Origin of the sequence: Wolbachia endosymbiont (group A) of Oxytorus armatus (assembly GCF_964027005.1) — a bacterium.
Lineage (GTDB): Bacteria > Pseudomonadota > Alphaproteobacteria > Rickettsiales > Anaplasmataceae > Wolbachia > Wolbachia pipientis.
The window spans coordinates 974,208-990,208 of the sequence record NZ_OZ034719.1; the positions used below are offsets into that span (position 1 = coordinate 974,208).

Sequence of the window (16,001 nt, forward strand, 5' to 3'; positions counted from 1 at the left end):
AAGACATGGTATTGCATTTACTCAAATAATTTAATTTTATTAACCTGAAAGCTTATTGGATTAAAATTATTAAATTAAGAGTTATAATTTTAGCAACTAAAAGCTGTAAATTGCACCATATAAACAGTTATTTCAAGCAAAAGTTATACTGACCTTAGCCAGAAAAAGTGGTGGAAAAGTTAGGAATGTTTTTTACAAAAAAAGACAGTATCAATAAAAAGGATTTTATTCTATTTGAAATATAAAATTATCATGTATTTTTCTGTTATTCCCAAGTGAATTATTATTAACTTAGCAGTATATATTATTAAAAACACAAGCAATACAATCATTTTTAGCAACCAAAACCAGCAAGCGTGAGAAGATTTTTTTTGGAATGAGTTGGTCATGATGTTTGTAAAACTTAATTTGTACACTTTACTTACCCCCAGTAATTCTGATATAGTTACTTTAGTTAAAGTCTATAAAAGTTTATAAATGGCAACCTTAAGTGTAAGAGAAGCTTTATGCACAGCAATTAGAGAAGAAATGCAAAACGACTCTGATGTGCTTATCATGGGTGAAGAAGTTGCAGAGTATGATGGTGCTTATAAAGTAACGAAAGGATTACTGAAAGAGTTTGGAGAAAACAGAGTAGTTGATACGCCTATTACCGAACATGGATTTGCTGGCCTTGCTGTTGGAGCGGCATTTGCTGGATTAAAGCCAATAGTCGAGTTTATGACTTTTAATTTTTCTATGCAAGCTATTGACCAAATTGTGAATTCCGCAGCAAAAACAAATTATATTTCAGGCGGACAACTTGGATGCCCTATAGTATTTCGTGGACCAAATGGCGCTGCAGCAAGAGTTGCTGCACAACATTCTCAATGCTTTGCAGCTTGGTATTCGCATATACCGGGGTTAAAAGTAATAGCACCCTATTTTGCCTCCGATTGCAGAGGTCTGCTTAAAGCTGCAATTCGTGACCCTAATCCGGTAATATTTCTAGAAAACGAAATAGCTTATGGACATGAGCATGAAGTTTCTGACTCTGAGCTATCAAACAAAGATTATCTACTTGAGATAGGCAAAGCTGCTGTTATACGGGAAGGAAAGGATGTAACTATCACTGCTTTTTCATTAAAATTAATGGATGCCTTAAATGCAGCAGATTTACTTTCGAGTAAAGGTATAGAAGCTGAAGTTATTGACCTCAGAACCTTAAGACCACTTGACACTCAAACTGTTATTAACTCTATTCAGAAGACTAATAGGTTAGTTAGTGTAGAAGAAGGATGGCCATTTGCAGGAATAGGAGCAGAGCTGTCAGCCGTTGTTATGGAACAAGGATTTGACTACCTTGATGCTCCAGTTGTACGTGTAACTGGCAAGGACATCCCCTTACCTTACGCTGCAAATCTAGAAAAAAAAGCATTACCGCAAGTGGAAGATATAGTTGAAGCCGTGCATCAGGTCTGTTTTAGAAAAAAATAGTTCTTTTTTGTGTCTCCTGTTCCGCATTGGTCCATCAAAGAAGTATTTCCAGTGCCGCCTATACCACCCATTACTTTTATGACGATAGTTTTAGCACCGAAAAATACAGCACAAAATATACCGAGTGCAAAAAGAGCTGGCCATGGCATTCTACCAAATATCGCAAGCAAAGCTGCACCTATTATCACTACGGTCATAAGCGGTCCGCCTATTCCCCAAACGTAGCCAATAATGTTACATATTACTTGAGCAGTTGTATCAGTATTAGTGTCAGCGGCAGCACTCCCAACATGAGAAAAAGAAATAAATAATACTATAAAAAGAATATTAAAAACTTTCCTAGGGTTCATCTCTATACCTTAAATTTAGATATTGCAATTATACCTAAAATACTATAATTTTTAGTAAAACTAGCATAAAGATTGAATAACAAACGGTGCCACAAAAGTAGTTGACACACAACTGCACAAATATTGTAATATAGACATAGTAAACGATATTATTCCAGTGCTTGACGCTGGAATCCAGACTTTAATTGTTATATTTATAAATAAGTCTGGAACGTTCATCTCAAATGCAGTATTTTTGTTGAAATAGCTCAACTGGATCCCAGTGTCAAGCACTGGGATGACAGCAGTCCTACGTCATACCGCCGCGGTATCTCAGCCGCTAACAAGTAGCGGGATGACGGTTGTCGTTTAGCCATAAACATTAAGAAATTTACCAAATAAAAAAAAAGGCAAAAGAAACCCTAGGGTAGCTAGTTATTCACTATCCATTTTTTAAGTTGGCGTTTTTTTATGTTTTAAACGCTTTATAAGCGCGTTTCAGCTTATGTAGGTAGAAGTTTGATAAAGACATAAGGTGCACATAGTGCAAAAAATTAAACATGAGACGCCAGATACGTGAGTTTTTTTGTCATTTAATCTGTACAGAGAAGATAAATAAATAGCTTCACTTTCATGATAAGGGGGCTGGCAGAGTTTGTCAAGTAAGTTTTTTCGTTTCTAACGGTTGTTGCCAAAAACTATACAAGAAGTCTTTTAAGATCAATCACTTATCTTCAAGGCTTGAATAAAAGCATTCTGTGGAATATTTACGTTCCCTATAGAATGTAACCTTTTTTTACCCTTCTTTTGCTTTTCAAGTAGTTTCATTCTTCGCGTTACATCCCCACCATAGAGTTTAGCTGTTACATCTTTTCTGTATGGGTTAATCGTTTCTCTGGCAATAATTTTTCCGCCCACTGCCGCTTGAATCGCGATTTTATATTGCTGACGTGGTATTAAATCCTTCAAGCGTGCACATATTTCACGCCCCCTTTTTTCTGCCCTACTTTTGTGAACGATACAAGCCAGTGCATCTACGGGCTCTCCATTAATTAAAAAGCTTAATTTATCTATTTGGCTTACCAGATAGCTGGAAATTTCCCAATCCAAACTTGCATATCCTTTGGAAATTGATTTTAATCGATCATAAAAGTCAAAAACAACTTCAGACAGTGGTAATTTATATCTTAACAATGCTGTTGTTGTGTTACCAATGTAAGATAAATCCTCCTGTTCTCCCCTCCTTTCTTCACATAGAGATAGAATCTCTCCCAAGTATTGGTCAGGGACCATTATGGTTGCGGTAATCCATGGTTCTTCCACAATTTCAATTTTCGTTGGATCTGGCATATCACTTGGGTTATGAATATTCAAAACTTCACCACTTCGTGTTGTAACCCTATATATAACACTCGGTGCAGTTGCTGTTAGGTCTAAATCAAATTCTCTCTCGAGCCTTTCTTGAATAACTTCAAGATGCAACATTCCCAAAAAACCACAACGAAATCCATAGCCTAGTGCATTTGAAGTTTCAGCTTCGAAGGTAAAACTTGCATCATTTAAATGTAACTTTTCTAGAGCTTCTCTTAGATATTTAAAATCATCCGTTTTATGAGGAAAAATGCTACAAAATACCACAGGATGCACTTCTTTAAATCCAGGAAGTGCTTCACTACAAGGTCTCTTTTCCTCAGTGATAGTGTCTCCTACCTTGCAGTCTGCTACTTCCTTCATTGAAGCAGTTATAAAACCAACTTCACCCGCTGAAAGCTCACTCGTCATAACTTTTTTAGGGGTGAAAATACCAATATTGTCCACTTGATATGTAGCATTATTAGACATCATAACAATTCTCATGCCTTTTTTTAGCACTCCATTTTTAACTCGCACTAAAATTACTACTCCTAAGTAAGTGTCATACCAACTATCAACCAAAATTGCTTGCAATGGAGCATTTACATCACCTTGAGGAGCTGGAAGTTTTGCTACTATTGCTTCCAGTACATCTTTTATTCCAAGTCCAGTTTTTGCTGATATTAAAACTGACTCACTTGCATCAATACCGATTATTTCCTCAACCTGGAGTTTTACCCCTTCTGGATCTGCAGCAGGAAGATCAACTTTATTGAGCACAACTATTATTTCATGGTTGTTGTCAATAGCTTTATATACATTTGCAAGGGTTTGTGCTTCAACGCCCTGGCTACTATCTACCACTAAAAGTGAACCTTCACATGCGGCTAAGCTTCGACTTACCTCGTAAGAAAAGTCAACGTGACCTGGGGTGTCCATGAGATTTAGGCAATATTGATTACCGTCGTTTGCCGTATAATTGAGTTTTACCGTCTGTGCCTTAATTGTAATCCCACGTTCGCGTTCTATATCCATTGAATCGAGTATTTGATTGGTCATTTCTCTTGCTTCAAGGCCGTTACATTCCTCTATTAAACGGTCAGCAAGCGTTGACTTACCGTGGTCTATATGCGCTATTATTGCAAAATTTCTTATGTTGTTCATTTATGGCTATTTTACTTAAGTAGAACCATTTTACATTTTAAGTGTTGTGAGGGCAATCCTTTATTAAGAGACTATTTACTCCTTCAACATAGACGACACTTTTTTCGAGCAGGAAATCACTTTATTAACCATATAGTTTTCATGATTATTATCTATTTTAGGCAACTCATATAGATAATTTACCATCATCCCGGCTGACTGACTAATACCCTTTTCAGAAGTATCCGCCATCCAGTTTAATTGTTTTATTGATGCGCCATTGCTTAAATGAAAATGCGCCACCGGGTCATAAGTATTTCCATTACTATTATTCACTTTTAGTAAATAATATGCACATAGTTTAAGCATGTATTGTTTAGTTTCATTTGTACATTCAACATTAGTTTTTAATTGCTCTGCACTTTCTAAAATTTCTGCACTAGATTGTTTTATATTTAGTTTGCCCAATAAAGTGACATCTTGGTTTAGATTGTTTTTTAGCCATTTCGTAAAGCCAGGTATTGGAGAAAGAGTTGCATATGTTTTTATACTTTTAAACTCCTGTGATAGCTTTTCTACAACCCTTTTGATCAAAAAATTACCAAGGCTGATTCCAGATAACCCTGCTTGAGTGTTTGATATTGAATAGAATATAGCAGTGCTTGCATTACTCGGATCATTTGAAGGTACTGACTCATCTAAAAGGTGTTGAATGCTATCTGCAATCTTATCCACCAATGCAACCTCTACAAAAATTAGAGGTTCGTTTGGTATCTTGTAATGAAAAAAAGCAAAACAGAGACGATCAGAATCTAGTCTGTTTTTTAGGTCGCCCCAAGAGGAAATTTTATGCACAGCTTCATATTTTATAAGTTTTTCTAGCAATGATGCAGGTGAATCCCAAGTGATTTGACGAAGATCGAGTAGATCAACATCAACCCAAGTATAGAGTATATTTTTTAATTCGTTCTCTAGTGGATTCAAGCTTCTATGTTGGTTTTTTAGCTTAAGCACATCAGAACGCATATCAACAATAAACTTAAGGCCTTCTGGTAAAGAAATAAATTGCTTCAATATTTTAGAACGTGGTGATTCAAGAATTTTTATTAAATCCTGCTCAAATTTATAGTTTAACTCGGGATCTTGGTTTTTCTTATACTCTTTAATTTTCTCATCTATTTCCGCTTTATTCGGATTAAATTTTTCTGCCAGGGTTTGTAGAAATTTTATTTTACCTTTCTCTGATAAGCTTAAGTACAAGTTACCAAGAGATACAGCGTTTTTACGTGCTGAAACCTCCCCTCCCTTTGGATTTAAGCACTCGTTCATCTTCAAGACTAAACTATCGATATCGCGACTGTTGCTTAAATCAGGACTGATGTTACCAATCCACGATCTTACAGCATCTGCCACTCCACCTAGTATTTTAAAAAAGCTTCTTACCGCCTTTTTGTCTTCAACTTTCACTATATCAGTTTTTACCAATGATTCTTTTGTCATAGATTCCCTTTATTATACATAGCTAATGCAAGTCAGGGTCATACCGCTGCGATATCTCTAGATCCCGCTAACAAGTAGCGGGATGACGAATTTGTGTTTGTCAAATCGTCGGTAAACCCAAGTTATTTTAGCTACATATAGCTTAAGTTAAAGGAAAATTTTAGCTACATAGCAGGCACTATTACTGAATTATTAATAATTCAGTAATACAATAGACTTCTTGCACTACCTCCCAAGCCACAACTGTCATTCAGTAGAAACAAAAACTTTCTTGACAAACTCCGCCAGCCCCCCTATCATGAAACTGAAGCTATTGTATTTGCTTTCGCCAATCTGCAGATTAAAAGGTAAGGATTACTTAATGTATCGGCGTCTTATGTTCAATTTTTTGCAGTATATAGATACTGTATGTCTTTACAAAACTTCATCTACATCTAGGTTTTTATCTAAATAAGCTGAACGCGCTTATAAAGCGTTACAAGACATCAAAAAATGCCAATACTCGACAGAGATAGTAAAAGACTAGCTAACTCGGGGATTCTTTGTCTTTTTTTCTGCTTAGTAAATTTCTTAAACATTTGCAGCGTAGGTTAGTTGCAATTAAAAGCGGCTGAATCTCGCTTGTCAAGCGTTTAAAACATAAAAAACGCCAATATTTTAAAGCGGATAATAACCTCAGGGCTTCTTTTGCCTTTTTTTTCATTTAGTAAATTTCTTAATGTTTGTGGCTAAAAGAGTCCAAGAGAGATGTCATGCCAGTGCTCCTTTTTTTGTCATCCAAGTAGCTGACACTGGGATCCAGCCTTTCACGCAATCCCATCAAGAACGTTGTATTTTACATAACACTTTTATGCTTACCAACTTAATAAAATTCCTGGATCCCAGTGTCTGGGCACTGGGATGACAGGCTAGCCTGACAACCGTCATCCCTGTAAAGATCAAGTATGACCTTACCCAGAAAAAGTAGACAGAAAGTTAAGACGTTTTTGAAGTAAAATAAAACGTTTTTTCAAAGAGGTGTGGTATGACAAAAAGAAAAGAATATACAGCAGAATTCAAAATTGAAGCTATAAGACTAGTAAAAGAAACAGGTCAATCATCAGCAAAAATAGCAAGAGATTTGGGTATTAGCGGTGATTCATTAAGCAGATGGGTAAAAACATACAATGATAGAATGTCTGGAGTAGATGCGTTTCCAGGAAAAGGGAAAGTATCTCATTGTGACAAAGAAAAGTTTGATTTAAAAAAAGAGCTGGCAAGAGTAACGAGGGAAAGAGACATTTTAAAAAAAGCCCTGGGATATTTTGCAAACCAAAAAGAGTAAAATATTCTTTTATAAAAGAACATGAAAACTGCTATAAAATACGGGAATTATGCAGATTTTTGAACGTATCTGCTTGTGGTTATTATAAATGGATTACTAAGGAAAAAAACAACAAAAAATCAATAAGAGAAGAGCTCATACAAGATATTCAGAAGGTATATCGAGCATCACAATGCAGATACGGAGCTCCTAAAATTCACGCTGAATTAAAGGCTTTAGGTAAAAATTATAACATCAAAACAGTGCAAAATGTTATGCAGAAAAATGGCATTCAAGCTAAGCTTAGACGAAAGTTTAAAAGTAAAAAACCACAAATAGACAATAGAGTTATAACTTCTAAGAAACTCTTTCTGCTAGTAGCTCTTTTTTAATCAAGACACAACCAAATTCACTAGCTTTCTTGCTTAGAGTCTTCACTATTTTTTCCTTATATAACTTTTCATAGTAATCAATGCCCTTCTCTACATATTCCTGTCCATACTTTAGCATACTATAAAAAATGCACGCCAATTTCCTAGCCGTAGCGGTAATCGCTTTCGGTGCTCCTAGTCGTTTTTTTAACCTTCTGCAATATGCACCAATCCCACTGTTGCTTCTTGACACACACTGGGCAGCCATCCTAAAAGCATTTGCAGCACGAGCAATAACTTTGCGAGTTCTCGTCCCAAATACTTTTTCCCCTGTAACTTTATTAGCAGGACTTAGCCCCAACCAAGAAGTAAAGTGCTTCTCTGATGGCCATTTATCGTGGTTCAAACCAACTTCTGAGATAATTGTTTGTATAGTTAGCACATCAAGCCCAGGAACTTTAGTAAAATCAATACCGGTTACTCTATACAGTTCTTCGTGTAAAGGAAAGTCTGGTCTGTTTTTTGAAAACCTATTCTTTATTTTGCTGCATCGCTTATTCTCGTCAGATTTTGTTTCAAATGTTTTGTAATATTGTTCGATGCTTTTGTCGCATTCTGCTATTTTTTCCTGATAAATATTATACAATTCAAATTCTTGCTTTAACACAAATAAGAGTTCCTTTCTGTAGTCGCCTTTTAGCGCTTTTGCCATGGTAGATCTATCATTTCTTATCCGTACATCTCTCAATTCTGATAATTTTTCAGGATTCCTTTCACCTTCAATTATTGCTTTGATAATTTGCATACCGGTCACTCCAGTAATATCACTTATGACTTTGTGTAATTGAACGTTCATTTGAATTAACGCTTTTTGCATACGTAGAATATGTGTGGATGCACTTTCAATCAGGTTGCTACGTTGCCTAACGTAATTACGCAACACACACATTTGATCATCAGGTCTAAACGACCCATGGAGTAATCCATAGCTGTGTAATTGTTGTAACCATTGACAGTCTTGAACGTCGGATTTTCTACCAGGCACGTTCTTAATATATCGTGCATTTACCAATTTTACCTCAAATCCATATGACTCAAGTATTTGAAACAAAGGAATCCAATATACTCCTGTTGATTCCATAGCTACTGTTCTAACTTTACATTTCTTTAACCACCCTGCTAAGTTATGAAGATCAACTGTAAAGCATCCAAATTTTTTGACACGTTGTTCATCTCTTCCTTCAGGTACACATACATAATGTACAGCTGAGCCGATATCAATTCCTGCTGTATCAGGATTCACTATTTCTAGTTTACTTTTTGCCTTTATCATGGTAATTATCCTACTATAACTTATAATGGAGAAGCACTTAAGCTTGGGACGGTTAGATTATACAATCTTCTAATCGAGGTAGTCATAATAGACTCCATCAGTGGTTTAACCGTTCCTCCAAAACCACGCTCCTAAACGGGCACTTAAGCACCATTGATCAGTCGGTTATAACTGCAGAAGTACTTCTTGATAAATTATATATAAAAATTGCTATGGAAGTGAAGAAATAGTTTCTTTCCGGTTTAACAAGATTTTTTTCTTGTTCGACGCTCCTAACATATTAAATCAGAATTTCATCGCTGATCAACCTAACAAGATATGGGTAACTGATATTACGTACATAAAAACTAATGAAGGATGGTTATATTTGGCAGCAATAATAGATTTATATTCACGCATGGTGATTGGCTGGTCAATGAGTAATGCAGTAAATAGGCAATTAGTTATAGATGCGTTATTCATGGCTATTGGTAGGCGCAAATCTGCTAAAAATCTACTATTTCATAGCGATCAAGGATCGCAATACACCTCTAAAAATTATCAATTTTTACTAAGTACAAAAAATATTACTTCTAGTATGAGTCACAAAGGTTGTTGTTATGATAATGCTGTTTCAGAGAGCTTTTTTAGTTCACTTAAGAGAGAGTTACTCATTGATACTTCACAACACTCTGCACAACAAGCTAAAACCGCAATATTTGAATATATAGAAATTTTTTATAATAAACAGCGTAGACATTCTACTATTAACTATTGCATTCCTGAGCTTTTTGATTCATCATTCTCATAGCAAAAACGTCTTAACTTTCTGTCTACTTTTTCTGGGTAAGGTCAGTATCCCACTACGTGTTAGCAGCTAAGAGATACCGCGGCGGTATGACGGTTAAGCAATTCGTCATCCCGCTGCTTGTTAGCGGCTAAGAGATACCGCGGCGGTATGACGTAGGACTGCTGTCATTCAAGTAGCTGAAACTGGAATGACACGTCATAAAGGAACCAGTGTCAGCTACTTGGATGATACCTTTTTTCTACTTAGTTTGGGTTATGCAAGAAGTCTATTTACTTCTTAACTTGACGCACATGATGTCTTGCAGCATCATCTACTGCTTCTAAATAAACCATCGCCAAACATATACCACTGTGTACTTCTATATATGCCTCATTGCTCAGGCTTCGATTAAAGCAAGAATTCTTTCCTGGAAAGGCAAGGTTGCTAAGATGCAGTTCCCATTTTAATCCTTTAGTTGATATTTGAGCTTTGGGTATACCAAGCAAAGATATTTTAGTATTTTTTGGCAAAGAAAAAAAATGGGTAATACCTTTTTGTAAAGTGTAACCTACCATGGGAGGTGAAGGTGTGTAAAAGATACTATCTGTACTTAGAAAAACGTTAATATTTTGTAGTATATGATCAATTGCTCCTCCAGTAATACCTGTTATTATCGATGGCAGTAACTTCATTGTCTTTAAATGGGCTATGGCTTTAGAAAAGTCACAATAATCTTGATCAGGTAGATATATCGTATTCAAATTAGCACATAAATCCAGATTTACGCTATCCAAATCTCCTACTACAAGATCAGGTTTTACGCCAATTGATAGAAGCTTGTTTGCTCCTCCATCTACAGCAATAATAGGTATATCTCGTTTAAAAAACGATGAGCTCGGTATTTTTCCATTTAGCACTACAATAGAACGATATTGTTGTTGTGTACTGCAGTGCAGCACATGATCATGGTGCAGGTTTTGCATCGTAGTAACATTTTTGAATAATTGATATTATGCTAATCACTAATCCAGCAATATTGCTAAGCACCACAAAAATTGAGCTCTGGTAAAGACCATAGCCAATCCAAGACAATGAACAAATAAGATAGTTTACTAACATTAACATCGATACATCACGAGTAACTTTAGTGATATATGCTTTATATACTTGAGGTGATAATCCAATTAGAGATGCAATTAACGCAATGAAGCCGAAGCATTCTTCAATATTTATATACATACATTTTCCTACGCTTGCTTTAACAATATCAGGTTCAAAGGGTTGTACTTTATGTACTCTCAGCTTTTCTAGAGCACCCCTAATGCGTGTAATTTATAACATCATTTAGTCTATTAATCAAGAAATTAATAGTGACTTGCATTTATGAAACCCAATCGGCTTCTATGCTAATTATTATCTAAACTAATCGTCGGTTGTGCATCTTGCTCAGAGATTAGGGCAACCAACAAATTATTTATCAATTGAACCTTTTGCTTGCCATCTAATTGTAAGCTTTTGTTTTTTTCAAAATGAGCTATTACTTCCTCGACAATTCCTATTGCATTTTGCACTATATGCCTTCTTGCCGAAGTGATAGCATGTGCTTGTTGACGCCTTAACATTGCTTGTGCAATCTCGGACGAATACGCCAAATGCGATATTCTTGCTTCTGTAATCTCAATTCCTGCAATATCTAATCTTTGTTGTAACATTGACCGCAATTCATCTGAAATTTTATCAGAATTTTTACGTAAAGATTCCTCATCGCTTTCGCTATCATACGGATAATTGCTTGCTAATTCTCTTATTACTGAGTCACTTTGTACAAAAACAAATTCGTGATAGTTGTTAACATTATAATACGCCTTTGCAGGACTGCTCACTCTCCAAACAATTACTGCAGAAATCTCTATTGGACTTCCATTTGCATCATTAACTTTTATTTTTTCTGTGTTAATATTCTGAAATTTTAGGGAAACTATATATTTGCTTGAAAAGGGAAGCGTTACACATATTCCAGACTTAAAATAAGTTCCAATATAATGACCAAAAAATTCTATCACTCTTGCTTCATTAGGGTCATTAATAAAAAATCCTTGAAGAAAAGTCAAAATTGAAACGGCAGCAACTCCAAGTGCAATTGTGCTGTCATATGCCAAAAAAAGCAGCGATAAAATTAATCCTAGCGCTATTAGTACAGGAAAAGCCCGAATTTGACTCAAATTTCTATCGTTTATCGTATTCTTATCCATATTGTCTTTAAACTTCTTTTTCACTTGAACCCTCTCTGTTGATCGTTTTATTTATCTTATTTACAAATAGTTTAAACTCTCTTAATTCATGATCAGGCAATTTTACTTCAGTTTTATGCGCTATCGTAAGCGGATCGATGTGTTTGCCGTTATATATAACTTCGTAATGTAAATGAGGTCCTGTTGCAACACCAGTGCTACCAACATAGGCGATGACCTGCCCCTGCTTTACTTTAGAGCCTAACTTTATATCGCCACTAAATCTACTTATATGCGCGTAACAGGTTGAATACTCATTTTTGTGTTTTATTTTGATGTAATTTCCATAGCCACCATTCTTTCCTATATATTCTATCACACCCTCTGCAGCAGCGTATATGGGAGTGCCAAGTTTAGCTGCATAATCCACTCCTTTGTGAAAAGCAATTTTACCGCGAACAGGATGCTTTCTATTGCCAAATTTTGAGGATATGCGATAATCTCCATTTAAAGGATTTGCAAAAATTTCGCCATTTTTTAAGCTTATTCCTTCTTTATTAAAATACCTTTCTTTGCCGTCTTGCGATTTATAATGATATAAACTAATAGCTTTCTTGTTTATTGTCAGTGAAGCATATAAAATTTTTTCTTCAGTCTTCTGATTATTAGGCAATCTCTCAAAAAGAACCTCCAATTTACTCTTCGGCACAATGTCTTTTTTAAAATCAACACCGAAATCTTTATATATGTTGATCAATTTCACCACTGTATTTGGCGCCAACCCTTCCGTGGCAAAAAAGGAAGATTTTATGGTACTGGATATGAATAACAACTTTCTATCACTTTCTGTCGTCAAAGTAGCTTTTTTTTTTCTGATTCCATGCTGGAATGGCTGTGCAAGATCTGTTGATGTTTCAGTAGCATATGCTGGTAAAATACAAAGCAATACAAATATTACCAGCCTCATAGCTTATCAACAAAAGTAAAATTACCTTCCACATACTGTACATCGTCGTTATCTTCTAGCTCTTCAACCAATGCAGATAATTTATCAATCAACTCTTTATCGCTAATTTCAATCAGATCTTTTGGCTGCCATGAAAGACGAGCAAGTTCTGGTTCTCCGAATTTTGCATAAAAGGCATCGCGTACTTTACCAAAATCTTTTATTTCACAAGTTATAACGTGTAATCCTTCTTTGTCATTTTCCTCAACATTCAATACTTCTAATTCGATTCCATGACTGAATAAATCATCAAAATTCACACCCTCTGCTTTATAGACGATTAAGCCTACATGATCGAAAAGGTAACTAACACTTCCTGTTTCTCCTAAATTTCCACCTTTACGAGAAAAGATATAACGTACCTCAGAAGCAGTACGGTTGCGGTTATTAGTCAAGGCATGGACAATGAGTGCAGTGCCAGAAGGCCCATGACCTTCATATTGTATTTCCTCGTAATTTTCTCCAGCAACGTTACCAGTTGCATTTTTTATTGCTGTTTCTATTTTATCTTTTGGTAGATTTTCCTTGCGTGCAGCAAATATAGCAGAGCGAAGGCGCGGGTTGAGTTCGGGTAGCCCTTGCTTTGCAGCAACTGCTATTTCTCTAATCAGCTTCGTAAATTTTTGAGAGCGCTTTGCATCCTGAGCACCTTTCCGGTGTTTTATATTTGAAAATTGTGAATGACCAGCCATATTCAAATAGTTAAAAATCTAAATTATATATAAAAGCATAGAAAAAGCTAAAGCAAATTTTCAAGCCTCCGGCTTGGCATCTTGCAGGTTTTCTGCTAATAACATACTTTCATACTGCTCAGCTTCTAAGTCAAGGCCAAGAGCTGAATGGGCTGCTACTAAATAGTTAATAGACTTAGAAAAATATTTAGAATCCTTATAGCTTGCCATATTCTGGAAACGCTTAATTGCTGCTAAATATTCACCACGCCTCAGGTAAAATTTACCGATAGAATACTCTTTTGTTGATATATGTTCTGTGATTAATTTTGCTCTTTCCTTTATCTCGTCTACATATTCGCTGCCTGGAAAGAGATTAATGTACTCAGTGGCTAGCTCTAAAGTTTTATATGCAGTTTGCTGTCCAAGTTGCACTTTATTAATTTGCATGTAATAAGATAATACTCTTAAGTAGTATACATATGGTAAATCTTCACCATTTGAATAAACATATATATAATCATCCATATCACTTGCAGCACTGCTATAGTTACCCATATTATAGTGAGAAACTCCAGATAATAATTTCGCTTTCATTGCCCAATAAGACAAAGGATACAAATCCTCTATCTTATGAAATGCCCTAATAGCTTGTTTATATTTTTTCTGGTCAAAAAGTTCAACTGCTTCTTCATATAGTTCAGTTTCAGTTTTTTCAAGATCATCCGCATACGATTGTGTAAAGGAGCAAATTAGAAAAATAAAGCACGTGATTAAAGTCTTATACATAAGATTTTTTTCGATCAAAATAAAGTATAGACCTAAATATTACTTAAATAAATAAATTTCTTAGGCAATAGCCGGCCCTTCTTCTTTATAACTACGGTCAGAACTACCTGCATTTCTTGATTCACCTCGTCCTTCCACTTTTGGATCTTTCAGCGTCTTACTGTAGGAATGTATAGTTAAGACCTGTACAGCCATAAAAATTGCAATACCTATCAAGCCTAAAGTAGGTCCAACAGCAGGATTTAAGGACGATGCTAATGCTATTAACATTATCCTTCTTATTAAAAATACAGAAGAACCAGCAAGCGCCAATCCGGCTACAGATATATTGCTAGTTTTCTTGCTAGATTTCTCATCAAGATCAGACTTTTCTGTTTCCTTTTTATTATTTTTTTCATGCTTATCAATATAAGAAACAAGAGTTGCAAGAAAAGCAATTGCATTGGCAAGAAATAAAATTGCATCCTCTGCTGCTTCAAGTGAAGATGTTTCACCCATTATCATACCTACAATAACCAGTGCAGTTGTTATAGCCTCAATATAGATCAAACACTGACCTATATCAGAAATATTGTGCTCTTTTTCCTTTACTTCCTTTCCATTTTCAATATTCTCCAACTCTCGTTCTTTTTGTGCTATCTTCCTATTATTGTAAATTAAATATAGCGTACAAATAAGAGATAAGACTGTAAAAGGTAATATAGTGTGGCTTAGCGCGCCACTTATCACGCCAAGTAATACCTGATCGCTATATGTTTTTTCCAGTTCAATCGCCATCAGCAATGTAAATGGGACCATTGTTGCCAATGATGCACATTTTCTATATAGCTCTCTTTTTTTTAGTGCTAATAGTTCTTGTTCTAGCCTTTCTCTTTTGACTTCTTTATCAACTGTTGGCCAAAAATCCCAAAAAAACTCTTCTAATGGTTCAAAATCTCTTTTTTTCTTATTCTTTCCTGGAACCTTTTTAGTAGAAGAAAATTTGCCACTAGGTATTTTCATAATATTAACCTAATTAGTTGTAAGTTAATACAATTATACACCTTTTTGCTTTCTGAGTCAATATCACTAAGATATTAACTACTCTTGTCTATTAACTATTTCCTAGGAGATTTAACCAATCTGTTTGATGCCGGCTAGGATATAATTATAGCCTGACCACACAGTTACAATAGCTGCAACCCATAAACAAATCGCACCTGTATATTGAATCATATAATAATCGTTCATTATTAGCGCTACTACAGCAACCATCTGCAAAAATGTTTTAATTTTGCCAGCTTTGCTTACAGGTAGACTAACATTTGTAGCTATCAAAAACTCCCGCAAACCCGAGACTAATATCTCCCTACAGATGATGATAATCGATGGTACTATTGTAAAATCATTTATCTTCTGCTTATAAACTAGCATAATTATCGTTGAAACCACTATTAATTTATCAGCAATTGGATCAAATAGCTTGCCAAATTTTGATTGGACTTTCCACGCACGCGCCAAGTAACCATCAAAAAAATCCGTAATGCACGCAAACACAAAGATTGATATTGTTATCAGGCCTGCATATTTATTTTCTATATAAAAACTTAATATTATTGCTGGTACTGCAAGCGCACGAGAAATTGTAAGCAAATTAGGCACGTTTTTCTTAAGCATGTAATACCATTCTACGTAGTAGGTAAACTTATACAGAAGTACACCAGAGTTCACAAGCTAATAGTTTACAA

The 16,001-nt window shown here is 35.3% G+C and carries 16 protein-coding genes and 1 riboswitch; of the genes, 4 read left to right on the forward strand and 12 right to left on the reverse strand.

Translation table 11 applies throughout. The annotated features are described in order from the left end of the window. The first annotated feature begins 477 nt into the window (after positions 1–477). Entirely contained in the window at positions 478–1,476 is a 999-nt protein-coding gene (locus AAGD79_RS04850) for a pyruvate dehydrogenase complex E1 component subunit beta (RefSeq protein WP_341811211.1), read from the forward strand. On the opposite strand, the gene AAGD79_RS04855 is transcribed toward AAGD79_RS04850, so the two are convergent. The 3 genes from AAGD79_RS04855 to AAGD79_RS04865 all read right to left on the reverse strand — a co-directional run bounded on the left by AAGD79_RS04855 (position 1,452) and on the right by AAGD79_RS04865 (position 5,801). After that, positions 1,452–1,826, reverse strand: coding sequence for a TrbC/VirB2 family protein (locus AAGD79_RS04855; protein WP_006279664.1), 375 nt, complete (start codon positions 1,824–1,826; stop codon positions 1,452–1,454). The genes AAGD79_RS04850 and AAGD79_RS04855 overlap by 25 nt on opposite strands. A gap of 699 nt (positions 1,827–2,525) precedes the next feature. Continuing rightward, positions 2,526–4,322: a translation elongation factor 4 gene (gene lepA, locus AAGD79_RS04860; protein ID WP_265030206.1), complete on the reverse strand. Its 1,797-nt coding sequence runs from the start codon at positions 4,320–4,322 to the stop codon at positions 2,526–2,528. A gap of 75 nt (positions 4,323–4,397) precedes the next feature. Then, entirely contained in the window at positions 4,398–5,801 is a 1,404-nt protein-coding gene (locus tag AAGD79_RS04865) for a malonyl-CoA decarboxylase (RefSeq protein WP_007549284.1), read from the reverse strand. 1,024 nt (positions 5,802–6,825) lie between these two features. Between AAGD79_RS04865 and AAGD79_RS04870 the strand changes: the two genes are divergently transcribed. Next, on the forward strand, positions 6,826–7,125 hold the full coding sequence (locus AAGD79_RS04870; RefSeq protein ID WP_341811212.1) for a transposase: 300 nt from the start codon (positions 6,826–6,828) through the stop codon (positions 7,123–7,125). Between the two features lie 59 nt (positions 7,126–7,184). Continuing rightward, on the forward strand, positions 7,185–7,496 hold the full coding sequence (locus AAGD79_RS04875; RefSeq protein ID WP_341811213.1) for an IS3 family transposase: 312 nt from the start codon (positions 7,185–7,187) through the stop codon (positions 7,494–7,496). On the opposite strand, the gene AAGD79_RS04880 is transcribed toward AAGD79_RS04875, so the two are convergent. Further along, positions 7,462–8,808 carry an IS110 family transposase gene (locus AAGD79_RS04880; protein ID WP_341811129.1) on the reverse strand — a complete coding sequence of 449 codons (1,347 nt, stop codon included), beginning with the start codon at positions 8,806–8,808 and terminating at the stop codon, positions 7,462–7,464. The two genes, AAGD79_RS04875 and AAGD79_RS04880, sit on opposite strands and share 35 nt — an antisense overlap. A 259-nt stretch (positions 8,809–9,067) precedes the next feature. Between AAGD79_RS04880 and AAGD79_RS04885 the strand changes: the two genes are divergently transcribed. Then, positions 9,068–9,598, forward strand: coding sequence for an IS3 family transposase (locus tag AAGD79_RS04885; protein WP_341811214.1), 531 nt, complete (start codon positions 9,068–9,070; stop codon positions 9,596–9,598). A 269-nt stretch (positions 9,599–9,867) separates the two neighbouring features. Here AAGD79_RS04885 and AAGD79_RS04890 read toward each other — a convergent pair whose 3' ends face one another. From AAGD79_RS04890 to pgsA, 8 genes are all read right to left on the reverse strand, one after another. Then, positions 9,868–10,560 carry a thiamine diphosphokinase gene (locus AAGD79_RS04890; protein WP_341811215.1) on the reverse strand — a complete coding sequence of 231 codons (693 nt, stop codon included), beginning with the start codon at positions 10,558–10,560 and terminating at the stop codon, positions 9,868–9,870. Continuing rightward, on the reverse strand, positions 10,541–10,816 hold the full coding sequence (locus AAGD79_RS04895; RefSeq protein ID WP_006280002.1) for a SemiSWEET family sugar transporter: 276 nt from the start codon (positions 10,814–10,816) through the stop codon (positions 10,541–10,543). Before AAGD79_RS04895 ends, AAGD79_RS04890 begins: the two co-directional genes overlap by 20 nt. After that, positions 10,805–10,907: riboswitch (TPP riboswitch) on the reverse strand. It overlaps the preceding gene by 12 nt. 76 nt (positions 10,908–10,983) lie before the next feature. After that, positions 10,984–11,829: an SPFH domain-containing protein gene (locus tag AAGD79_RS04900; RefSeq protein WP_264707663.1), complete on the reverse strand. Its 846-nt coding sequence runs from the start codon at positions 11,827–11,829 to the stop codon at positions 10,984–10,986. A gap of 7 nt (positions 11,830–11,836) precedes the next feature. Continuing rightward, a complete protein-coding gene (locus AAGD79_RS04905; protein WP_341811216.1) occupies positions 11,837–12,775 on the reverse strand; it encodes a M23 family metallopeptidase in 939 nt (312 codons plus the stop codon). Then, complete coding sequence (locus tag AAGD79_RS04910; RefSeq protein WP_265042870.1) at positions 12,772–13,506, reverse strand: YebC/PmpR family DNA-binding transcriptional regulator; 735 nt, start codon at positions 13,504–13,506, stop codon at positions 12,772–12,774. Before AAGD79_RS04910 ends, AAGD79_RS04905 begins: the two co-directional genes overlap by 4 nt. A 60-nt stretch (positions 13,507–13,566) precedes the next feature. Next, positions 13,567–14,274: an outer membrane protein assembly factor BamD gene (locus AAGD79_RS04915; RefSeq protein WP_341811217.1), complete on the reverse strand. Its 708-nt coding sequence runs from the start codon at positions 14,272–14,274 to the stop codon at positions 13,567–13,569. Between the two features lie 60 nt (positions 14,275–14,334). Beyond that, positions 14,335–15,276, reverse strand: coding sequence for a hypothetical protein (locus tag AAGD79_RS04920; RefSeq protein WP_341811218.1), 942 nt, complete (start codon positions 15,274–15,276; stop codon positions 14,335–14,337). 111 nt (positions 15,277–15,387) lie between these two features. Beyond that, complete coding sequence (pgsA, locus tag AAGD79_RS04925; RefSeq protein WP_155968529.1) at positions 15,388–15,930, reverse strand: CDP-diacylglycerol--glycerol-3-phosphate 3-phosphatidyltransferase; 543 nt, start codon at positions 15,928–15,930, stop codon at positions 15,388–15,390. Positions 15,931–16,001 lie beyond the last annotated feature (71 nt).